This window comes from Kaistia sp. UC242_56 (assembly GCF_044452255.1).
Taxonomy (GTDB): domain Bacteria; phylum Pseudomonadota; class Alphaproteobacteria; order Rhizobiales; family Kaistiaceae; genus Kaistia; species Kaistia defluvii_A.
Window position 1 is genome coordinate 550,786 of the sequence record NZ_JBIOAN010000002.1, and the last position, 22,209, is coordinate 572,994.

At 67.0% G+C, this 22,209-nt stretch carries 17 protein-coding genes; 8 read left to right on the forward strand and 9 right to left on the reverse strand.

Annotated elements, in window-relative coordinates; genetic code table 11:
- Positions 1–134 precede the first annotated feature (134 nt).
- The gene (locus ACHMWQ_RS05355; protein WP_396306668.1) at positions 135–1,400 is read right to left on the reverse strand and encodes an ABC transporter substrate-binding protein; all 1,266 of its coding nucleotides are present in this window, start codon (positions 1,398–1,400) and stop codon (positions 135–137) included.
- A 152-nt stretch (positions 1,401–1,552) separates the two neighbouring features.
- Between ACHMWQ_RS05355 and ACHMWQ_RS05360 the strand changes: the two genes are divergently transcribed.
- Together ACHMWQ_RS05360 and ACHMWQ_RS05365 are read left to right on the forward strand one after the other, a co-directional pair.
- Positions 1,553–2,755 carry an ROK family transcriptional regulator gene (locus ACHMWQ_RS05360; RefSeq protein ID WP_396306669.1) on the forward strand — a complete coding sequence of 401 codons (1,203 nt, stop codon included), beginning with the start codon at positions 1,553–1,555 and terminating at the stop codon, positions 2,753–2,755.
- 63 nt (positions 2,756–2,818) lie between these two features.
- Positions 2,819–3,931: an ROK family transcriptional regulator gene (locus tag ACHMWQ_RS05365; RefSeq protein WP_396306670.1), complete on the forward strand. Its 1,113-nt coding sequence runs from the start codon at positions 2,819–2,821 to the stop codon at positions 3,929–3,931.
- 157 nt (positions 3,932–4,088) lie between these two features.
- Here ACHMWQ_RS05365 and ACHMWQ_RS05370 read toward each other — a convergent pair whose 3' ends face one another.
- From ACHMWQ_RS05370 to ACHMWQ_RS05395, 6 genes are all read right to left on the reverse strand, one after another.
- The gene (locus ACHMWQ_RS05370) at positions 4,089–5,381 is read right to left on the reverse strand and encodes an ROK family transcriptional regulator (protein WP_396306671.1); all 1,293 of its coding nucleotides are present in this window, start codon (positions 5,379–5,381) and stop codon (positions 4,089–4,091) included.
- A 62-nt stretch (positions 5,382–5,443) separates the two neighbouring features.
- Positions 5,444–8,467 carry an alpha-mannosidase gene (locus ACHMWQ_RS05375; RefSeq protein WP_396306672.1) on the reverse strand — a complete coding sequence of 1,008 codons (3,024 nt, stop codon included), beginning with the start codon at positions 8,465–8,467 and terminating at the stop codon, positions 5,444–5,446.
- A gap of 58 nt (positions 8,468–8,525) precedes the next feature.
- Positions 8,526–9,368 (reverse strand): carbohydrate ABC transporter permease, encoded by an 843-nt coding sequence (locus ACHMWQ_RS05380; RefSeq protein ID WP_266334205.1) that lies wholly within the window; start codon positions 9,366–9,368, stop codon positions 8,526–8,528.
- Complete coding sequence (locus tag ACHMWQ_RS05385) at positions 9,365–10,285, reverse strand: carbohydrate ABC transporter permease (protein ID WP_396309391.1); 921 nt, start codon at positions 10,283–10,285, stop codon at positions 9,365–9,367. The genes ACHMWQ_RS05380 and ACHMWQ_RS05385 overlap by 4 nt, the downstream gene beginning before the upstream one ends.
- A 117-nt stretch (positions 10,286–10,402) precedes the next feature.
- Positions 10,403–11,701: an ABC transporter substrate-binding protein gene (locus ACHMWQ_RS05390; protein WP_396309392.1), complete on the reverse strand. Its 1,299-nt coding sequence runs from the start codon at positions 11,699–11,701 to the stop codon at positions 10,403–10,405.
- A 293-nt stretch (positions 11,702–11,994) separates the two neighbouring features.
- Positions 11,995–12,858, reverse strand: coding sequence for a LysR family transcriptional regulator (locus ACHMWQ_RS05395; protein ID WP_354553487.1), 864 nt, complete (start codon positions 12,856–12,858; stop codon positions 11,995–11,997).
- Between the two features lie 143 nt (positions 12,859–13,001).
- Between ACHMWQ_RS05395 and ACHMWQ_RS05400 the strand changes: the two genes are divergently transcribed.
- A complete protein-coding gene (locus ACHMWQ_RS05400; protein WP_354553488.1) occupies positions 13,002–14,537 on the forward strand; it encodes an MFS transporter in 1,536 nt (511 codons plus the stop codon).
- Positions 14,538–14,723: 186 nt separating this feature from the next.
- On the opposite strand, the gene ACHMWQ_RS05405 is transcribed toward ACHMWQ_RS05400, so the two are convergent.
- On the reverse strand, positions 14,724–15,563 hold the full coding sequence (locus ACHMWQ_RS05405) for an SDR family NAD(P)-dependent oxidoreductase (RefSeq protein ID WP_396306673.1): 840 nt from the start codon (positions 15,561–15,563) through the stop codon (positions 14,724–14,726).
- A gap of 174 nt (positions 15,564–15,737) precedes the next feature.
- Here ACHMWQ_RS05405 and ACHMWQ_RS05410 point away from each other — a divergent pair, with 174 nt between their 5' ends.
- From ACHMWQ_RS05410 to ACHMWQ_RS05430, 5 genes are read left to right on the forward strand one after another with little or no spacing between them, the layout of a single operon-like run.
- Positions 15,738–16,751, forward strand: coding sequence for a BMP family ABC transporter substrate-binding protein (locus ACHMWQ_RS05410; protein WP_354553490.1), 1,014 nt, complete (start codon positions 15,738–15,740; stop codon positions 16,749–16,751).
- An 18-nt stretch (positions 16,752–16,769) separates the two neighbouring features.
- Positions 16,770–18,314 carry an ABC transporter ATP-binding protein gene (locus ACHMWQ_RS05415; RefSeq protein WP_396306674.1) on the forward strand — a complete coding sequence of 515 codons (1,545 nt, stop codon included), beginning with the start codon at positions 16,770–16,772 and terminating at the stop codon, positions 18,312–18,314.
- Complete coding sequence (locus ACHMWQ_RS05420) at positions 18,311–19,339, forward strand: ABC transporter permease (protein ID WP_396306675.1); 1,029 nt, start codon at positions 18,311–18,313, stop codon at positions 19,337–19,339. The genes ACHMWQ_RS05415 and ACHMWQ_RS05420 overlap by 4 nt, the downstream gene beginning before the upstream one ends.
- Complete coding sequence (locus tag ACHMWQ_RS05425; protein WP_396306676.1) at positions 19,336–20,265, forward strand: ABC transporter permease; 930 nt, start codon at positions 19,336–19,338, stop codon at positions 20,263–20,265. Before ACHMWQ_RS05420 ends, ACHMWQ_RS05425 begins: the two co-directional genes overlap by 4 nt.
- 28 nt (positions 20,266–20,293) lie before the next feature.
- Positions 20,294–21,247, forward strand: a complete 954-nt coding sequence (locus ACHMWQ_RS05430) for a nucleoside hydrolase (protein WP_354553494.1) — start codon at positions 20,294–20,296, stop codon at positions 21,245–21,247.
- A 42-nt stretch (positions 21,248–21,289) separates the two neighbouring features.
- Here ACHMWQ_RS05430 and ACHMWQ_RS05435 read toward each other — a convergent pair whose 3' ends face one another.
- Positions 21,290–21,856, reverse strand: a complete 567-nt coding sequence (locus tag ACHMWQ_RS05435) for a GNAT family N-acetyltransferase (RefSeq protein ID WP_396306677.1) — start codon at positions 21,854–21,856, stop codon at positions 21,290–21,292.
- Positions 21,857–22,209 lie beyond the last annotated feature (353 nt).

A 22,209-nucleotide genomic window follows, 5' to 3' on the forward strand; every position in this document is an offset into this window, starting at 1 on the left:
TCACCCGCCAGCCATCGCTGTCGACCTCTCCCTTGAGGCGAGAGGTCAAGAACGGCGCAGGTGCTGGAAGGGTGATGTAGCCTGACCAGGGAACCGGGCGCGACGCGGAGGCATCGCGCCCGGAACGCGGTTCGTTACATCTGGGCCTCGACGGCATCCGCGATCGCGGTCGCCGCCTGTTCGGACGTCATGGCCGGCGTGTTCACGAACTCGGTGACCGTATCCATGATCGCGCCGCGATACTTCTGCGGAATGGTCATGTTGTGGGCCATCGAGCGCACCAGAGTGCCGGCCTCGATCGAAGCCTGCAGGTCCTTCTGCGAAAGCTGCTGGCAGGGGTTGAAGCCGGTCGACAGGTCGACGTCCATGCGGGCCGGGATCGAGCCCTTGGCCTGGTTGAACGCGGTCTGGAACTCCGGCGACAGGATCGTCTTGGCGAGCAACTGCTGGCCGGCGATGTAGTCGGGGTCCTTCTGCTTGAAGAACACGACGCTGTCGGCGTTCAGGATGAAGCCGGGCTTGCCCCAGTCGGTCGGCGCCTGGCTGCAGGTATAGTCGGTGCCTTCCTTGAAGCCGGCCGCGGTCAGCAGGCCGACCGTCCAGTCGCCCATGATGTGGAAGGCGGCGTCGCCGCGACCAACCATTGCCGACATGGTGTCCCAGTCACGGCCGACCATGCCGGGATCCATGTATTTCGACGTCATCAGGCGGAGCTGGGTCAGGGCCTTGACCATGCCCTCGCTGCGCAGCGCGTCGACGTCGCCCTCGACCAGCGCCTTGCGGAACAGGTCGATGTCCTGACCGTAGACGACCACTTCGAACACGGTCGAATCGGTCCAGTCGGCGGTCGAATGGGCGATGCAGATCTTGCCGGCAGCGACGACCTTCTCGCAGGCGGCGTTGAACTCGGCCCAGGTCTTCGGCACCGCCTCGACGCCGGCTTCCTTCAGCACCTTGGGCGAGGACCAAAGCCAGTTGATGCGGTGGATGTTCATCGGCGCGGCAACCCAGTTGCCGGTCGGCTTCATCACCGAGATCAGCTCGGGCGCAACGACCTTTTCCCAGCCTTCGGCGGCGGCGAGCTCGTCGAGATTGGCGGTCATGCCGGTGGCGTTCCACTCGGCGATCTCCGGGCCCTTGAGCTGGACGGCCGGCGGCGCATTGCCGGCGATCACGTCGGCGCGGAGCTTGGCGAGGGTGTTGGCGGTGTGGCCGGCGATCGAGGTCTGTTCCCACTTGCCGCCGGCAGCGGTGAACATCTCGCCCAGCTTGGCGACGGCGGCGGCGTCCGAGCCGGTCGCCCATTGATGCAGCAGGTTCGTCTTGGGCTCGGCAAGAGCCGTGCCGCTCAGGAGAGCAAAGGACAATAGTCCAGCGCTCACCTTCCAAGTGAAGGTCATGATTCCTCTCCCTAGGTGTCCCGCCCGATACTTACGATCGGTTTGCGCAGGTACTTGTTTCTATGGCTTTCAGTCCGTCTCCCCGTGATCTGACGCCGTATTTGTTCTATGATGAACTTATTAAGCTGTCAACGCGCCCGCAAAGTTCGCCAATGTTTGAAGCAAGACTAAAATCGTTCTTCGAGGATGCCGGCGACGGCACGCCTTCGGCGCGCGTCGTCCGCCTGCTGCGCGAGCGCGGCACGCTGAGCGCGACCGAAATTGCCAGGCTCACCGGCCTCGCCAAATCGACCGTCTCGATGACGCTCGCGGAACTGCGCCGATCGGACATCGTCATCGAGAAAACTAGCAGCGAAACCGGTCGCGGGGCCAGCGTCGGCCGTCCCGCGACGGCGCTGATGCTCAATCCGAAGGTCGGCACCTGCGTCGGCGTGCTGTTTGGGCTGGAGGCGATCCAACTGATCGTCGCCGATGTCTCGCACCGGGTGATCTCCGACCGCAAGGTCCAGATCGAGCCGGATTATTCGCCGGCCGAGGCGGCGGCGCTGACCCGTCGCCTGATCGACGAAGCCTATGAGGAGCACGGGCTCGCGCCGGAAGGGCGGCTCGGCGTCGGCGTGGCGGTCGCCGGTCCGATCAATCCGGTCGACGGCCGCGTGCTGCGCGCCAGCGGCGTGCCGACCTGGGCCGGCACCGATATCCGCGCAACCTTCGGCCCGGTCCTGAAAAGCCCGATCTTCGCCGACAATGAGAGCAACTGCGCCGCGATCGCGGAGATGATGTGGGGCGCGGCGATCGGGGTGGAGGATTTCGTCTTCTTCAAGATCGACCTGGGCGTCGGCGGCGCGATCGTCAATCGTGGCCATGTCGTCCGGGGCATCGCCGGGTCTGCCGGCGAATTCGGCCATATGATGATCGATCCCGGCGGACCCCTGTGTCGCTGTGGCAATCGCGGCTGCCTGGAGCTCTACGCCAGCGCCCGCACGGCGCTCGCCGACACGGAAAGGCGGCTGGGGCGGCCTTTCGACATGGATGGGCTGGTCGCGCTGGCCCGCGGCGGCGACGAGCCGAGCCGGCGCCAGATCGCCGAGATGGGCGAGGCGGCCGGCAAGGGCCTCGCCATCATCGGCACGGCGATCAATCCGGCGCTGGTCGTGCTCGGCGGCCGGATGCCGCTGGCGGGCGACATGCTGCTCGGGCCGCTCTCGGAGAGCTTCGAGCGCCACACGCTGGTCAAGCGGGCCGAGATCGCGCCCGAAGCGAGGACCCGCTTCGTGCCGGGCGTGTTCACCGACAATGACGCGTGCCTCGGCGCGGTCGGCCTCGTGCTGCGCCATCATGGCCGGCCGGGCTGAGATTGCCGGGCGAATGCCGCAATCGCGGATGGAATTTGCAGCACTTCGTGCGAAAACGGGTTCATGCCGATCGATCGTACCCCTCCTTCGCCGCTCCGCACCGGATCGGCGCCGCCGGCCGAACGGACGGCCTACCAGCCGGCCGGGCAGAACCTCGTCCATGCCGCCGATCACAATCTGCGCGTGACGCTGGAAGCGCTGCGCCGGACCGGGCCGATGAGCCGGCTGGAACTCGCCCGGCTGACCGGATTGACCGTGCCCGGCATCACCAACATCGTGCGCCGCCTCGTCGCCGACGGGCTGGTCAGCGAGGGCTCGGATGAGGGCTCGCGCGCCAACCGTTTCGGCCTCGTCGCCGAGGGCGCCGTGTCGCTCGGCATCGACGTCTCGGACGGCATGGCGCGGCTGGTTGTGATCGACCTCGCCGGCAAGGTCGTGCAGCGCGACGAGCGGCCTGTGGAGGAAGGCGATACGGCGCGCGTCGTTATCGAGCTCGCTTCCGCCGCGCTGGAACGGCTGGCCGAGGGCACGGCGGCGCGGGTGATGGGCGTCGGCATCACGGCGCTGGATGGCGCCGACGAGATCCGCGCCGCGCTGGCGCCGCTGCCGGTCATCGTCGAGCCCGACACGATCGCGGCGGCGCTGGGCGAGCGGCAGTTCGGCCAGGCCACGGCCGGCGACAGCTTCGTCTATGTCCTGCTCGGACCCTCGACCCGGGCGGGCATGATCATCGGCGGCTCGGTGTTCAACGGTGTCGACCAGCGGGCAGGGCTCGTCGGCGCGATGCGCACCGGCGAAGACGGCCGGTTGCTCGACGAGGTCGCCTCGACCACGGCGCTCGCCGGCATCGCCACGCTCGATCCGGCCGATCCCGCCGTCGCGCGCTGGATCGAGGCGGTCACAGCGCATCTGATGGATTCGATCATCGCGATCTCCGCCTTCATCGCGCCGCGCGTCATCTTCATCGGCGGCCGCCTGCCGGCCGATCTGCTGGCGGCGCTGGTGTCGCGCCTTGCCCGGCAGCGCCAGGAACGGATGATCGAGCCGACCCAGCCCTACTGGCTGCCGGAACTGGCGCCGGGCTCGCTGTCCCGCGACGCCGTGTTGATGGGCATCGCCGCCATGCCGTTCCTGGAATTCCTGCTGCCCGATCCCCGCCGCCCGTTCCGGCCTTAGGAAAGCATCCGGGAGGGGGAGGCCTTCGGCTCCCTCCGTCGTCATCCCGGCGGAGGCCGGGATCCAGATGCGCCGTCGGCTCGCCAGAGGGCTCAGCCGTAGTTCACCAGGCCGGTGTTCATGGGCCCCGGCCTTCGCCGGGGCGACGTCCAGCCCTTTACGCCGATGGCCCCTGCCCGCGCGCGAGCCGACTGCCCGACCGTGTATCGTCGCTGCGCAGCGGCGAGCGGGTCAACTGCGCGGGGTCGGCGGATTCGAGCCGCAGCGCATGCGACAGCGGCAGGGTGGCGGCGCCGAGTGCCGCCGCGTCTTCCGAGCCGACGGCGCGGTGGATGCGGGGCGTCGGGCGGAGGTCGCGCGACAGCGCCTCGCGCACATAGCCGAGCAGCTCGTCGATGATCGTCACCGGAATGCGGCCGCCGATCAGCACGGCGTCGGGATTGATCAGCAGGCCGATGTCGATCGCCGCTTCGGCGATATGGCCGGCCGCCATGCGCAGCCATTGGGTCAAGAGCCGCTTGCCGCGCGCGTCGAGCGTCAGAAGGTCCTGCGGCCGCTCGACGGCGATGCCGTGGCTGGCGAGATAATCGTACAGGATGAACAGCGACACGACCTGGCCGAGCGGCTGCACGCGTTCGCCGGCCGGCGCATCCGGCAGCGTCACCGGCAGCCAGCCGATCTCGCCGCTGATGCCCGTGGTGCCGTGATAGCAGGCGCCGTCGAGCACCAGCCCGCCGCCGAGGCCGGAGCCGAAGAAGATATAGAAGAAGCTGCGGATCTCGACGCCGAGGCCATAGGTCAGCTCGCCGATCGCGGCCGCCGTCGCGTCATTGTCGATCAGGATCGGCTGGTCGGTGATGCGGGAGAAGCGCTCGCGCACGTCGACGCTGCGCCAGCTCTTATAGGCCTCCGGCATGCCGATGAACGGGATTTCGCCGAGCCAGTCGGGAAAGGCGACGCCGATGCCGGCGAGGCGCGACTCGTCGATGGCGTGGCGGCGGCGGAACGTCTTCAGCGCTTCCTTCATCTCGGCGAAGAATTCGTCCGGCAGCATGTAGCGGACTTCGCGGTGGATGCGGTCGCGCACCGTGCCCAGGGCATCGACGGCGACGATGGTCAGGTGGTCGCGGCCGAAGCCGACGCCGACCGCGAAACAGCCTTCCGGATTGATCTCCAGCTCGATCGCCGGCTGGCCGCGCATGCCGTAGCGCCGGCGCGCCTCGACGACGAGGCCGTCATCGATCAGCTTTTCGGTGATGCGGGCGACGGCCTGCTTGCTGAGGCCGGACCGGGCGGCCAGTTCGGTGCGGGAAATCGGCGCATGCCAACGGATGGTGCGCAGGATCACCGCCTGGTTATGGCTCGCCGCCAGCCCGGAGTTCGAGCCGGCGAGGTCGCCTGGAGCCGTCTTGGATTTCATCGGGATGTCAGCGCCGCCGGCGGAGATCATGGGTGACCGTCCGCCGGCGGATAGAGAGCAAGGGTGGCTCGCTTGTCAAGGATGGCGCAGGCCTAGCTTGGCTGGATAAGCCAGCTACGGACTTCGAACGGGTTGAGGTCCGGCCCTGCGGCGCGATCGACCGCTTCCTCCAGGATGTTGACCGGGCCGGAGAGCCGCCAGCCCTCCCGCGGCGCGATGTCGAGGCGGCCGCGCCCGCCGGCCGGTTCGTAGACCCGGAGCACCAGGGCGTTGCCGTCCTCGCTGGCCTTGAGGCCGCCGAGGCCGGCAGCCATGCCGGAGACCGCGATCGGGGTCTGCACGCCGGTCGCGACGTCAGAAGCGCGGATGGCCAGCAGCGGTTGGTTAAGGTCAAGCGCTTCCTCGCGCACGCCGCCCTCGTGCCAGGCACCGGCATGCGGCAGCAGGGAATAGACGAAGCTCTGCTCGCCCTCGTCCGCCAGCGGATCCGGATAGATCGGCGCGCGCAACAGGCTGAGACCCAGCACGTTGCCCTTGATGCTGTGGCCATACTTGCCGTTGTTGAGCAGCGCCACGCCGAAGCCGGTCTCCGAGAGATCGGCGAAGCGATGCGCCGGCACTTCGAACTTCGCCTCGTCCCACGAGGTGTTGTTGTGGGTGGTGCGGCGGACGACGCCGAAGGCGCATTCGAAGGTGGCGAGATCGGAACGGATATCGACGGGCGTCAGGGTCCGCAGCAGCACGCGGCGGTCATGCCAGTCGAGATCGGTCTGGATGTCGAGGCGCGGCGAGTTGGCGAACAGCTGCAGCGTCTGGGTGATGGTCGAGTCGCGGAACTTGCGCACGATCTGGATGGACGCGCGGTGCGGGCCGGACTCGGTCACCTCCAGGCTTTCGAACGAGGTCAGTTCCTGGCCGTTCTTGACGTAATCGTCCTCGAGGTCCCAGGCGTCCCAGTTGCGGGGCTTATCCATGGGATAGACCCAGAGCTGGTTGCCGCGACCGGCAAGCGCCTCGCGGCCGCTGCGCTTGTCGAACAGGCTGGCGATCGTGCCGTCCGCATTCAGCGTGACGCGGATCAGGCTGTTTTCGAGTTTCTGCTTCGAGACGCTGAGCCCGGCCGTCGGCGCCAGTTCCTTGTCGTCGAGCACGAGAATTCCGAGCGGCGGCACGATCGCGTCGAGCGCGATCGCCTGCCCGTCCAGTTCGACCCGGACGGGGCGGGCGTGCAGGTCGGGATTGACGACGACGAGCGCGTTTTTCGCCTCGCCCTTCGGCAATTGATCGACCAGCGCGGCGAGACCGGCCTGCTGCGCATCGAGGCCGGTTGCCAGCGCCTCGCCCAGTTCGCGCTCGGCATCCTCGTAGATCTCGCGGATGCCGGAGCCGGGCAGGATGTCGTGGAACTCGTTCTTGAGCACCTTGCGCCAGGCAAGCTCCAGGCTTTCCGGCCGGGCCCCGCCCAGCAGGTTGGCGAGCGAGGCTACCGTCTCGGCGGTGATCAGGGCGCGCTCGGCGTGGCGGTGCAGGCGCTTGGTGTGGCTCTGCGTCGTCAGCGTCGCGCGGTGCAGTTCGAGATAGATCTCGCCCTGCCAGACCGGGATCTCGGCAGCGGGAATGGCGTGCATGCGGGCATAGACGTCCTCGACCCGGACGGGCGAAAGCGTCGGGATAGCAGGGAAATCGGCCAGCTGCGCCTGCCGCTCCAGCATTTCCGGCGTCACGCCGCCGCCGCCATCGCCATAGCCGACGGCGAGCAGGCTCTCGTCATGCAGGGTCTTGCCGCGGAAATTGCCCCAGGTGCCGAGGATCGCCTCCGGCTCGGTCGAGCCGTTATAGCCGCGCACCGGATTGTCGAAGGTGTGGGCGATGACCTGGCTGCCGTCGAGGCCTTCCCAGAAGAACAGATCATGCGGGAATTTGTTGGTCTCCGACCAGTTCACCTTGATGGTGAAGAAGGAGTCCATGCCGCCCTGCTGCAGCAATTGCGGCAGCGCCGGCGAAAAGCCGAAGCAGTCCGGCAGCCAGCAGACGCGGTGGCGCACGCCGAACTTCTGCTCGAAATAGCGCTGGCCGTACAGGATCTGGCGCACGAAGCTTTCGCCAGTCGGCATGTTGGTGTCGGGCTCGACCCACATGCCGCCAATGGTCTCCCACTGGCCGCTCTTCACCGCCGCGACGATCTCCTGGAACAGGGCGGGGTCGTCTTCCTCGATCTGCGCGTAATAGGCCGCGGTCGACTGGTTGAAGACGAAATCGGGGAAGCGCTCCATCAGCCGCAGCGCGGTGTTGAAGGTGCGGCGCGCCTTGCGACGGGTCTCGTCATAGGGCCAGAGCCAGGCGAGATCGATATGGGCGTGGCCGGTGATGCCGAGCTTGCCCTGCTGCGGATAGCGCGCCTTCAGCTCCTTCAGCGCCGCGGTCAGATCCTTGAGAGCGCGGGAAACGCTGGCGCGGTGATCCTGGCGCAGCCCTTCCGGATTGGCCTTCAGCGGCGGCAGCTGCCAGATCTTCTGCTGGCCGTGCTGCGGCCCCGTGCGGGCGACATAGTCCTGCGTCGCCGAGGGCCAGTCGAGTGCCGCGAAGGTGTTTTCCGCCGCTGTGATCAGATGCGGCACGACCTCATGCGCGCCGAGGAAATGAGCGGCTTCCGAAACCTGGCGCAGCAGCAGCGCCAGTTCGTGCACCGGTTGGTCGATCCAGGCGAGATGCGCGCGCGTCAGGCGCGGCTCGCGCACCGGCTCGCCGAAGGGCAGGCGGGCGACGGCGTCGACATGGATCTTGAAGCGGCGGGCGGGAACCGGGAATTCCTGGTGGAACGGGTCGAGGCCGAAGCGCTTTTCAGCGCCGGAGCCGACCGGCGTCAGCGTGATCAGGCTTTCACCGCCGACATCGATCAGGAGGCGCACATCCTCGAGCGACCAATGCTCGGGGACGGAGGCTTCCGTGTCGAAGGTGACGGTGCCGTCCTTTTTGGGCCAGAAGCCGCCCATGGCGATCGGCGCGCCCTCGAACTGCCAGTTTTCGACCGCGAGCGTCTCGCGCTCGCGCCAGAACCCCAGTTCCTCGACGCGAACGTCGATGCGGGCGAGCCGCTGCTGGAGGGTCAGGGACATGGGAATTCTCCGTCTCGGATAGGGGTATGGATAGGGGAAGGGATGGATCGGGTTTGCCTCAGCCCTTGACGGCGCCGGCGGTGAGCGCACCGACGATCATGCGTTGCAGGAGGAGGAAGGCGATGATGGCCGGCACCACCGCGACGAGGCAGGCTGCGGCGAGCACCTGGGTCGACGAGGCGTTGGAGGTGCCGGCGAAATTGAAGATCGCGACCGAGATCGGCAGCTGCGCATCCTTGTTCAGCAGCAGGAACGGGATCAGGAACTGCGACCAGTTGAGGATTACGATCAGGATGAAGGCGGAGGCGAGGCCGGGAGCGGCGAGCGGCAGGGTGATGCGCCAGAAGGTGCCGAAGCGGCTGCAGCCATCGATGGCAGCGGCTTCTTCCAGCGACTTCGGAATGTTGTCGATGGCGCTCTTCACCAGCCAGGTGCACATCGGCACGCCGATGGCGATGTAGACCATGGTGACGCCAAAGTGGCTGTTGAGCAGGCCGAGCCGGCTCATGTAGCGATAGAGCGGCACCAGGATGACCAGCGGCGAGATCATCTGGAAGGCGAGGATGGTCATCATCAGCGCCGATTTGCCGGAGAACCAGAAGCGCGAGAAGGCGTAGGCCGCGGGCGCTGCCACCAGCAGGCAGCCGAGCCCGCCCAGCGCCGACAGCTTCAGCCCGTTCCAGAGATAGAGCAGGAAGGTCGGGTCCGAGAGGATCTGCGCGAAATTGTCGAGCGTCGGCCGCTTCGGGATGAAGCGGCTGGCGCCGAGGAAGACTTCCTGACGCGTGCGCAGCGACAGCGACAGCAGCCAGGCCAGCGGCGTCAGGAAGAAGGCGGCAATCACGATCGCCGACAGATAGGTGAGGGCGTCGCCCCATTTCTCGCGGGCTTCATGGGTCATTCGGACACCTCCCGGCGCGGCATGAAGGACGCATAGAACAGCGCCAGCACGAGACTGATCACCAGCATCAGCACGGACAACACGCTGCCGCCGGCAAGGTCGTAGTTGCGGAACACCGTGTTGAAGGTGAACAGCGACAGCACCTCGGTGGCGCGGCCCGGGCCGCCGCCGGTGAGCGAGATGATGGCGTCGAAGGTGTTGAGGGTCTGAATCGTCACCAGGATCGAATTGACCAGGATGGCGGCGCGCAGCTGCGGCAGCGTGATGAAGCGAAGCTTCTGCAGATGGCCGGCGCCATCGACGCTGGCGGCTTCATAAAGCGTCGGGTCGATCGCCTTCAGCGCGGCGTAGAACACGATCATGGAAAAGGCCGTGCCGCGCCAGACATTGGAGATGACGGCCGAGAGCATGGCGATGTTGGGGTCCGACAGCCAGGCGACCGGCGAGACGTGCATCATCCGCAGCACGCTGTTGATGGCGCCGAACGGCGCCTCGCTGAACAGCATCTGCCAGATCAGGCCGTTGGCGATGCCGGGGATGACCCAGGCGACCAGGACCAGGGTGCGGAGCGCCACCATTCCCTTGAGCTTGCGCCGCTCGCCGCGCATCACCAGCAGCGCGATGGCGAGGCCGAAGACCTGCTGGCCGACGACGCTGGCAATGGTGAAGACGGCAGTGGTCTTGAGGATGTCGAGCAGGGCGGGGTTCTCGAACATCGCCTGCAGCGTGACGACCGTATAGCGCTCGTCGGAGCCCACGAGGCTCGCATTGGTCAGGCCGAGGCGGAACACGTCGAGGATCGGATAGAGATAGAAGACGCCGAGCATGACGGCGACCGGCACCAGCCAGGTGAACGGGTTGGCTTCGAGGCGTCGTGCGAGGCTGGGTCCGGCCACGCGGCGTTGCGCGGCGCCCATGGCGGCCGCCGTTGTCGTCGGCATAAGGTCTCTCCTTGAACGCCCTCGCGCGCGGCGAAGGGGAAGGGCCCTGTCCCGGGGGGAGGAGAAGGACAGGGCCCCGTCGCGAATACCGGGTCAGAGGCGGGCGAAAGCGGCCTGGACAGCGGTATTGGCGGCGTCGAGCGCCGCTTCCGGCGTCTTGGTGCCGGAGAGGACGTCACCCATCATGATCTGGATCTGGTTCGAGATCTCCGGATAGATCGGCACGCCTGGGCGGGCCTGACCGTTGACGAGCGCCTTGGCGAAGGTCTCGTTCGCCTCGGTCTTGAAGACGTCGTACTTGCCGTAGAGGGCCGCCGCCGTCGGCAGCTGCTGCTGCAGCGCGTTGCCGGGGCCGGCATAGATCTCCTTGATCACGGCCGCGCACATGGCGACCTTTTCCGGATCGTTGGAGAAGGCGCCGAAGGTCCAGCCGCCGGTGCCGGTCGAGCGCTGGTCGGCGGTCGGGCCGGGGATCTCCGAGAAGGTCCACTTGGCGAACTCTTCCGGCTCCAGCGTGTTCTTGAGCTGGCCATACTGCCAGTTGCCGCCGATGAACAGCGCCGCCGTGCCGGCCGCCGCCGCTGCGTTGAACTCGTCATAGTTGACGATGGTTGCGACCCGCTTCGGCGCCGCGCCGGAATCGACCAGGTCCTTGAAGTAGTTGACCGCCTTCAGGAACTTTTCGCGGTTCTCCCCCTCGGCGAAGATCGGCTTGCCCTTGTCGTCGACCAGCTTGCCGCCCTGCGCCCAGAAATTGGCGAGCCAGTCGAAGGTCGTGCCTTCCCAGCGGCCGCCATTGAACAGCACGCCCTCGCCGCCCTTTTCCTTGGAAGCGAGCGCGGCGGCCTTCAGTTCGGCCCAGTCCTTGGGCGCATCCGGAACGATTTCCTTGTTCCGGTAGAGCACGCGCAGGTCGGTGTTCCACCACCAGGCGTAGATCTTGCCATCCGGGCCGGTGATGCCTTCGCGGATGAACGGGAATAGGTCGGCGACTTCTTCCTTGGTGAAGTATTCGTCGAGCGGCTTCAGGACGTTGGCGCCCTTGAACAGGGCCAGCACGAAGCTGTCGACGGCGGCGCAATCCGGGCCGTTGCCGGACTTCGCCTGCTCGAGCATGCGGGCCTGTTCCTGGCCGATATTGTCGGACATGCGCTCGAGATCGATGCGCCAGCCCGGATGGCGCTGGATGAATTCGCTGAACAGCTTCTGGTAGCCCTCGGCCCAGACCGGATCGGTGCTGGTCGGGCCGTCATTGGTCAGGCGGAGCGTGAAGGATTTGGGCGCATCGGCGGGGCCGACGCGGTCCTTGGTAACGAGATTATCGGCATGGGCAGAGACGGCGACGAACGCGGCGGCGGAGGCCAGCAACGCGGTGACGAGACGCAAGCGCATCATGAAATCTCCCGTGGGTGTTTCCTCGAACGAACGGCTGTTTCGCCGTTTCTTTTCTTCCGCTCCGCATTTTTGGCGGCAGCTGTGACGGATTAAATCACATCGATTTTATATTGCAAGCAGAGTCGCGAAGGGGTTTGCCGCCGGAGCGTGACGGCGGGGCCGAGGCAGGGCGTAGAGCCGGGCGCAAAGGTGTCGGTCGCGAGCCGGTGCAAGCTACGGACTCGAGGACGCGTGCCGGCGAAATCCCTCTCCCGCGAGCGGAGGGTAGGGTGACGGGGCTTTCGGGTCGCTTATCCCGTCAGCGTCGCGCCGCGATGCTCGCGAAACGCGGCGGCCAGCGTGCGCAGCGCGCCGCGCGACTTGGCGTCGGTCAGCGTCGAATGCAGCACGATTTCGGACGAGGGCAATTCCGGCAGTCCGAAGCGCGGACCGACCTCGACCGTGCCCGGCGGGGCGAGGCGGCAGGGAAACGCGCCGATGGCGAGACCGGCCGAGACGGCGGCTGTCACCACCGAGGAGCCGCCGCCGAGAAACACGTCGATCCACGGGATGCTGATCGCGTCGAGGGCGCGGGTGGCCATGTCGCGCACGCCGCAGGAGGGGGCGTGGGTCGCGAGGCGAATGGGCTCGCCCTGACGGTGCTCGAAATGCGGCACTGCGAACCAGCCGAAATCCTCGGGCCCGAGGATTTCGGCGTCGCGGCGATCATCTTCGCGGCGGACGATGGCGGCGTCGAGCTCGCCGCGATCGAAAGCGTCGAGCAGGGTGCGCGAATTGTCGAGCCGCACCTCGATCGTCAGACCCGGATCATGTGCGTTGAGCCGCGCCAGCAGGGTCGGCAATTCCGGTCCGGCGACATGGGCGGCGATGCCGAGCGTGAAGCGGCGACGGCAATCGGTCAGGCCCGCCAATGCCCGTTCATGCGCGGCGAGAAAACCGCGCGCGCCGTCGAGGAACAGCGCGCCCTGCGCCGAAAGCCGCACGGAGCGCGGCGTCCGCTCGACCAGCCGCTGGCCAATCTTGTCCTCCAGCCGCTTCAGCTTGACGCTGATCGCGCCCTGCGTCGTCCCCAGTGCCTCGGCGGCGCGGGTAAAGCTCTGGAAGTCGGCGATGGCGACGAAGGCCTGAACCGACTCGACGTCCAGCACGGTCATGGGATGTATCCGGATTTGTTGTCTCTGAAATAGATATTCATCCGGTTTTGCTGTCGTCAAGCGGCCGCTAAGGTCGGCGCCGAATCTCTCTCCGCGACGCCGGCCCTCCCGCCGAAGCCGTCGCGCCATTCGAAAGCCGTTCCATGACCCAAGACCCGTCCCCCTCCCGCCGCAGCCTCGTCGCGCTCGCCGCCGTCTGTCTCTCCTCGCTGATGTTCGGCCTGGAAATCTCCAGCGTCCCGGCGATCCTGCCGACGCTGGAGCAGGTAATGCATGCCGATTTCATTGAGCTGCAATGGATCATGAACGCCTACACCATCGCGGTGACGACGGTGCTGATGGCGACGGGCACGCTAGCCGACCGCTATGGCCGCAAGCGCGTGTTCCTGATCGGCATCGCCGCCTTCGGTCTCGCCTCGCTGGTCTGCGGCCTGACGGAGAGCGTATCGATCCTGATCGTCGCCCGTTTCCTCCAGGGCCTGAGCGGCGGCGTCATGCTGATCTGCCAGGTCGCCGTGCTGTCGCACCAATTTCGCGAGGGCCGGGCGCGCGGCATGGCGTTCGGCTGGTGGGGCATCATCTTCGGCATCGGGCTCGGCTTCGGCCCGATCGTCGGTGGCGCCATCGTCGCGGTCTGGAGCTGGGAATGGGTGTTTCTCGTCCATGTCGCGCTCAGCCTCGTCACCTTCGCGCTGGCGCAGGGCGGCGTCGAGGAATCGCGCGATCCCGAGGCGACCCATCTCGACCTCGCCGGCATGCTGACCCTGTCGCTCAGCGTCTTCGCGCTGGCCTATTTCATCACCCAGGGACCGGATCTCGGCTTCTCAAGCCCGGCGGCGCTGGCGATCCTCGGCGTGGCCATCGCGAGTTTTGTCGGCTTCCTCGTCGCCGAGAAGCGCAGCGCGCGGCCGATGTTCGATTTCTCGGTGTTCCGCGTCCGTCCCTTCTCCGGCGCGGTGATCGGCTCGGCCGCCATGAATGTCAGCTTCTGGCCGTTCATGATCTACCTGCCGATCTGGTTCCAGGCCGGTCTCGGCTATGACAGCGTCGCCGCCGGCACGGCGCTGCTCGCCTATACGCTGCCGACCCTGGTGGTGCCGCCCTTGGCCGAGCGTCTGTCGCTGCGCTACCGCCCCGGACTGGTCATTCCGGCGGGCCTCTTCCTCATCGGCCTGGGCTTCCTGGCGATGAAGTTCGGCAGCAGCGTCGAGGCGGCAAGCTGGCTCACCATGCTGCCCGGCTGCGTGCTGGCCGGCATCGGCCTCGGCTTCACCAACACGCCGGTGACCAACACGACGACCGGCGCGGTCGCCGCCAACCGCGCCGGCATGGCCTCGGGGATCGACATGAGCGCGCGCATGATCTCGCTTGCCATCAACATCGCGCTGATGGGCTTTTTGCTGGTCGAGGGCGTCGGCGCATCGCTCCGGGCGGCGCTTCCGGACGGCATCGACGCGACGGCGTTGCGCCAGCTGGCGCAGCAGATCGCGGCCGGGGCGACGGTTTCTCCCGAGAGCGGGATATCGCCTGCGGTCGTCCATCAGGCCCTGACGAACGGCTTCGGCTGGGTCCTGCTCTATGGTGGCCTCGCCGTCTGGCTACTGGCGATCGCGAGCTATTTTGTGTTTGGTAGGGGCGGGGCGAAGGTCGCCTGCCCAGCGCAGCCAGTGGTGGGGTAGGGCAGGGTACTGCGTCAGAGAGGCGGAAGCGTTTGTCGCCCAGACTCCGTCATCCCTGCGAAAGCAGGGATCCATTCGGCCGAGGCCTGTCGAGACGATCGCCGGATGACTCCGCTGTATGGATCCCGGGTCAAGCCCGGGATGACGGCGAGCGTGGGAGGACGCGGGAGGCAGGATTACAGACGTTCAATACGGCGTCTCGCCCGCATCCGCGTTGACCGCCTGGCCGCGGACCAGCATGGCGTCGTCGCCGAGCAGGAAGGAGGTCACGCGCGCCACCTCGACCGGCTGCAGATGGCGCACCAGCTGCGCCGACAGCATCTTGTCGAAGATCGCGGGCGCCGGCTCGGCGGTGAATTCCGAATAGGCTTCCGACACTTCCTTCAGCATCGGCGTCGCCACGCCGCCCGGGCAGACGCAATTGACGTTGATGTCATAGGGGGCCAGCGCCTCGGACAGCATGCGGGTCATCGAGATCATGCCGGCCTTGGAAGCGCTGTAGGCGAGCGACTCGACATGGCCCTTCTTGCCGGCTTCCGACGCGATCGAGACGATGGCGCCCTGGATGTCGTGCTCGATCATGTGGGCTGCGACCAGCCGCGAAATATCATAGGCGCCGAACAGGTTGATCTCGAACTGCTTCTGCCAGTCGGCGCGCGAGATCGCCAGCGGGTCGGAATGCAGCACGATCGCCGCGCAATTGACCAGGCCGTCGACGCGGCCGAGCAGGTCGATCGCCTTGGCGACGCCATCCGCGACCGAGGCTTCCGAGGCGACGTCCATCGCGATGCCGAAGCAGCCGGCGGCCGCGCCGCCCAGCGCCTCGACCGTGGCGTCGACCGTTTCCTGGCGGAGATCGGCGATGACGACGCGCGCTTCCTGCGCGATCAGCAGTTCCGCGATCGCCTTGCCAATGCCGCCCGATCCGCCGGTGACGATGAAGCCCTTGCCGGCATGCACGGGAAACACCCGGCTCTTGCGCAGGGGAAGCGCTTTTTCGGGACGGCGGGTGACGTATTTCGACATCGAAAATCCAATCATCGGCAGGGGCGGGGCAACCCGTACACAGGGCAAGTCACTGGACACGCAAGGGTATCGGTTGCGTCCAGAATAGGCATGATCGATATGCGGTCAATCGCAGTTGTGGCGCCATCAACGAGTCGATATCTTCGCGGCCATTCCACATGCAGGAGATTGCAGATGAGGCTTCGGGGGCTTTTGGCTGGCGCGGCTGCGCTGATGGCGGTGACGACGGCGCAGGCGCAGGATGCCAAGCCGTTGGTCGTCTTCGTCTCGCCCAATCCGGTTGGCGTGAACGACTTCCTGAAGCTCGCCAAGGCCGGCACGGAAAAGGCGGCGGAAGCCGCCGGCGCGACCGCCAAGATCTATGAGAGCACGGACCCGACCACGATCCGCCAGAACCTCGACGCCGCCGCCAAGGAAGGCGCCAAGGTCGTGATCGCCGTCGGCTTCGAGTTCAACGACGTGCTGCCGGAAGTCGCCAAGGCCTATCCGGACACCAAGTTCCTGCTCGTCGACAGCTGCCCGCAGACCCCCGTCGCCAACATCCATTGCTCGGTCTTCCGCGAATATGAGGCCGTCTTCCTGGCCGGCGCCGAAGCGGCGCTGACTAGCGAGACCGGCAAGGTCGGCGCCATCGGCGCGCTCGATATCCCCTTCATCCATCGCTACACCGACCCCTTCAACGAGGGCGCCAAGCATGTGAAACCGGAGATCGAGATCGCCCCGTCGCTCTGGATCGGCGGCAACAACCCGTTCTCCGATCCGGCCCGCGGCCAGCAGCGCGCCAGCGTCATGGTCTCCGACAATGTCGATCGCGTCATGGCGGCCGGCGCCGGCTCGAATGGCGGCATCTTCAAGGCCATGGAAGACCTGCCGGGCGCGGCCGCCTTCGGCGTCGACACCAACCAGTGCCCGCAGGCGCCGGGCCTGATCATGGACAATGTCCAGAAGCGCACCGACACCGTCATCGAGAAGGGTGTCGCCGGCCTGTTCAAGGGCGACCAGCCGGCCTTCGCTACCTACGGCCTCGCCGAGGGCGGCATGACGCTGACCAGCCTGGAGCCGGGCCTCGAGGAATCGGGCTGCCTGATCGCCAAGCTGCCGGATGTCGTCGCCAAGGTGAAGGCGCTGCGCGACGAGGTCGTTGCCGGAACGGTGAAGGTCGCCGATCCGATGCAGCTCGCCAAGTAAGGGCGGCCTGACTTCGGCATGTCGACGATCGAGCTCGAAGCCAGAAGCATCGTCAAGCGCTACGGGCCTCTCGTCGCCAATGACCACATCGACCTCTCCGTGCTGAGCGGAGAGGTCCACGCCGTGATGGGCGAGAACGGCGCCGGCAAGTCGACGCTGATGTCGATCCTCTACGGCATGCAGGCGCCCGATTCCGGGCAGATCTTTCTGCGCGGCGCCGAGATGCGCTATCGCTCGGCGCTGGATGCCATTGGCGCCGGCATGGGCATGGTCCACCAGGCGTTCAAGCTGTTCAATTCGCTGACCGTCTGGGAAAACGTCGTCTACGGCATGGAACCGACCCGCTTCGGCTTCATCGACCGGCGCGAGGCGGCCCGCCGCGTCGCGGCGCTGGCCGATCGATATCGCCTTCGGGTCGATCCGCATGCGATCGTCGGCCAGCTTTCGGTCGGCGTGCGCCAGCGCGTCGAGATCCTGAAGGCGCTCTATCGCGATGCCCGCGTGTTGATCCTCGACGAGCCGACCGCCGTGCTGACGCCGCAGGAGCGCGACGGCCTGTTCGACATCATCCGCCACCTGACCGCCGACGACCGCACCATCCTGTTCGTCACCCACAAGCTGCATGAGGTGATGGCGATCACCGACCGCGTCACCGTGCTGCGCGACGGCAAGGTGGTCGACCGCATGGTGACTTCCGAGACTTCGGCGCGCGAAATCATCCGCGCCATGACCGGCCGCGCGGTCAACCTGACGGTCGAGAAGCGCCCGGCCGAACCGGGCGCCGTGGTGCTCGAGGCGCGCGGCCTGACGGTGGCGACCGATGGCGGCAAGCCGGTGGTTGACCGCGTCGATCTCTCCATCCGCGCGGGAGAGATCGTCGGCATCGCCGGCGTCGCCGGCAACGGCCAGACCGAACTGATCGAGGCGCTGACCGGCCTGCGCCTTCCCGATGGCGGCCAGGTTGCCATCAACGGCGCCGACGTCACGGCGCTGGACGTCGAGCGCCACCGCGACGCCGGCCTCGCCTATATCCCGGAAGACCGCGCCACGACCGGCACGGCGCTGGCCGCCTCCGCCGCCGACAATCTGGCCATGGGATTCCAGAGCAAGCCGCCGCTTTCGAACGGCCGCCTGCTCGACGGCAGCGCCGTCACCGCGCATGCGCAACAGCTGATCGAGCGCTTTGGCATCAAGATCGGCTCGGAGCAGCTCGCCGTCGGCACGCTCTCGGGCGGCAATCTGCAGAAGGTCGTCGTGGCGCGCGAGCTGTCGCATGCCGCGCCGCTTCTCATCGCCGAGCAGCCGACGCGCGGCGTCGATGTCGGCGCCATCGAATTCATCCACGCCCAGCTGGTCGCCGAGCGCGATCGCGGCAGCGCGGTTCTGCTGGTCTCGGCCGAGCTGACCGAGATCCTGGCCTTGGCCGACCGCGTGCTGGTGATGTTCGACGGCCGCATCCTGGCCGAGCTCCCCGCCGCCGAGGCCGACGAGGAAACGCTCGGTCTGCTGATGGCCGGCCGCGTCGGCGAGGCAAGGCTCATCGACGGAACGGAGGCCGCATGAGCGAGCGTAGTGTGCGGGCCCCGAGGCTTCCGCGTATCCCGGCCGTGCCGCTGGCGATCGGCATCGGCATCCTGATCGGCGGCCTGCTGGTGCTGGCCTCGGGCGGCGATCCCATCGCCGCCTATCGCGAGATTTTGATCGGTGCGCTAGCCCCCGCAAACTGGCCGAACACGTTGAACTGGGCCGTGCCGCTGGTCGGCATGACGCTGGTGGCAGCACTCCCCTTGCGTGGCGGCATGGTCAATCTCGGCGGCGACGGCCAATTGGTGATCGGCGGTCTCGTCGCGGCGATGGCGGCGCTCTATCTGCCGCTGCCTGGGCCGCTGCTGATCGCCGCATCGATCCTCTGCGCCATGGTCGCGTCGGGGCTCTACGCTTCGCTCGCCGCCTGGGGAGAGACGCGCTTCGGCATTCCGATGCTGATCTCGACGCTGCTGCTCTCCTATCCGGCGATCGGCATCGCCTCCTATCTCGTCGGCTTCCCGCTGCGCGACATGGCGACGGGCCTTGCCCAGACCCGGATGATTCCCGATGCGGCAAGGCTGCCGGTCATCTCCGGTCCGCTCAATATCGGCCTGGTCCTGATGGTCATCGTCGCTATCGCCGTCGTCTTCTATGACCGCCGCACCGTCGGCGGCTATGAGCTTCGGATGCGGGGGCTGAACGCCAAATTCGCCGGCTATGGCGGCGTCCGGCTCGCGGCGCAGCAGGTGCGCGTGATGTTTGCGAGCGGCGCGATTGCCGGCCTCGTCGGCGCCATCCTCGTGCTCGGCTCGCTCTATCGCTACCAGGACGGCGCGCTGCTGACGCCGGGCTATACCTGGTCCGGCCTGATGGCCGCCCTCTTGGCCGGCGGCGCGCCGCTTGGCGCGATCTGCGCCGGCCTGTTCTTCGCCGGGCTGCAGACGGGCGGCTTCGCCATGCAGCGCGAAACGACGATCCCGCGCGTGCTGACCATGATCCTGCAATCCGTCATCATCCTGTTCCTGGCGATCCGCCACGGCGTCGGCAGGAAGTCGTCATGAGTTTGATGAGCTTCATCACGCCGTCGCTGGTCAATTCGGCGGTCCAGTCGATCACGCCGATCCTGCTGGCGGCCCTTGCCGGCACGCTTTGCGGCCGGGTTGGCGTGTTCAACATGGCGATGGAAGGCCAGTTGCTGGTCGGCGCCTTCGCCGCCGTCGTCGGCAGCTACGCCACCGGCAGCGCGCTTGGCGGCGTGCTGTTCGCGATCGTCTTCACCGTGCTGTTCTCGCTGATCCTCGCCTATGGCGCGACGGTGTTCAAAGGCGACAGTGTCGTCATCTGCATCGGCATGAACCTGCTTGCGGCGGGGCTCACGGCCTATCTGCTCCGGCAGATGTTCGGCGTCTCCGGCACCTTCTCCGATCCGGGCATTGTCGGGCTGACCAAGATCCGCATCGACGCGATCAACACCATCCCCTGGATCGGCTGGATCTTCTCGCGTCAGACCGCGATCACCTGGCTCGCCTGGATCCTGACCGCCGCCGTGACCATCATGATGTTCCGCACGCCGCTGGGCCTCAGGATGCGCGGCGTCGGCGAGGATGCGAGCGCCGCCGGCACCATGGGCATCGACGTCACGCGCTACCGGGTGTTGACCGTGCTCTTCGCCGGCGGCCTGACCGGGCTCGGCGGGGCGCAGCTTTCGCTCGGCACGGTCAGCATCTTTTCCGAGGACATGAGCGCCGGGCGCGGCTGGATCGCCGTCGTCGCCGTCATGCTCGGACGCAATCATCCGCTCTGGGCAGCGCTCGCCTGCGTGTTGTTCGGCGTTGCCGATGCGCTGTCGGTCCGCCTGCAGAGCCAGGGTCTGCCCAACCAGCTGACCGATGTCGTGCCCTATGTCGTGACGCTGCTGGCGCTCGCGCTCAGCCATCGCAAGCGGCTGAAGCGCCGCGCGGCCGAGACGATCACCGCGCACGCCTGACCCATTCTACTCTCCAAGGAACTTCGCCATGACCGAAACCTGCCGCATGATCCTCGACGTCGACACCGGCGTCGACGACGCCATGGCGATCTTCTATGCCGTCCGCCGCCCGGGCATTAAGCTGGAGGCGCTGACCACCACCTTCGGCAATACCGACACGGTGATCGCCACCGAGAACACGCTGAAGATCCTGGAACTGCTCGGCCGTCCGGAGATCCCGGTGGCGCAGGGCGTCGGCCGCTCGCTGATCCGCCCCTACAAGCGCATGGCCGACCATATCCATGGCTCCAACGCGCTGGGCGACGTCGAATTGCCGGCGCCGAAGATCAAGGCAACCGACGAGCACGCGATCGATTTGATGATCCGCGTCATCAAGGAGAACCCCGGCGAGATCACGCTCTGCCCGGTCGGCCCGATCACCAATGTCGCGCTCGCCATCACCAAGGCGCCCGAAATCGCCAAGCTGGTGAAGGAGATCGTGGTCATGGGTTCGACGATCCTGCATCCCGGCATCCATGGCCCGATCGCCCCGATGGTCGACGCCAATTTCGCCAATGATCCGGAAGCCGCCCACATCGTGCTGCAGGCCGGCGCCAACGTCACGCTGGTCGGCATGGACGTCACCATGACGACGCTGCTCTCGACTGACATGATGGACGAGATTTCGCGCGAGGGCGATCACGCGGCGCAGACGCTGATGAAGATCACGTCCTTCTATGTCGATGCCTACAAGACGATGTATCCGGGCATCCAGGGCTGCGGCCTGCATGATCCGCTGGCGGTCGCCGTCGCCGAGGATCCGACGCTGGTCGGGCTCGAGCGCATGTATGTCGATATCGAGCTCAATGGCGAACTGACGCGCGGTTCGACGGTCGCCGACCGCCGCCGCACGGCGATCCCGTTCCACAACGCCAACGTCGCCATGACCGTCGACCGACCCCGTTTCGAGGCGGAGTTCATGGCGCTGATGAAGGGGCGGTAAGAGGGCTTCCGCGCGCTCCAGGCCTATCGAATGGCTCCGCCATCATCCTGAGGTGCTTCGCGACAGCGAAGCCTCGAAGGAGGGTCCCGCGGAGCGCTCTCTGGACCCTCCTTCGAGGCCCGGCTTTGCCGGGCACCTCAGGATGATGTTCGAGTTTGGGGAGACGGCGACCGGCGAGGGGAGTCGGTCGAGCCCGGGCTTGCTTGCTACGCCCTCAGCCCGGACCCCGCCGCGAAAACGGCTGTTCGATGGCCTCGCTGCCCCATTGGGTGCCGGGCGCGCCGCGTCGAGGCCCTTCAACGTCCAGAGCCGGGTGGCGGCGAAGCCGGCCGCGTCGCAGAAAGCCACCGCCTCGCCCAGCAGGTGGCGGCCCACGCCCCCGCCGCGGCAGCTTTCGTCGAGGATGAACCAGCGCAGATGCGCCTGGTTGTCGCCAAGGTCCTCGCCGTCGATGGCGATCGAGCCGACGATCCGGCCGTCGCAAATTGCCGCCCAGGGCTGATTGCGCGGATGGCCGGGCCGGCCGGTGAATTCGGCGGCGCCGCTGGCCACCCTGCTTTCGAGGAACTGCCCGAATCCCCAGGGCCACGAATAATGGGCGGCGTGCATCTCGGCAATGGCCGCCCTCTGCGCAACATTGCGGCAGAGCTGCTGGCCGTCCCACGTTGTGGCGCGCCAGTGTCACCCGGATCGATCACCACGTTTTCCATGAGCAACGTTTCCATCTCTCACCGAGGCATTGCCCGCGTTTCGCCAAGGCGTATTTTTGGGCAGAAGCGGAGCCATATGAAAGGCTTGGTGGATTTCCGTCCAAACCAATGGATGCGAAATCCCTGTTGCGGTTGACGAATGACGCTTGACGTCGGCGAGCCGGCATGTTGACGTTTACATGAGGAAAGGGCGCTGGGTGGAGGCGCCTTTGCGGCATTGAGGAATGCCGTGGAAGGGGAGGGAAGCGCATG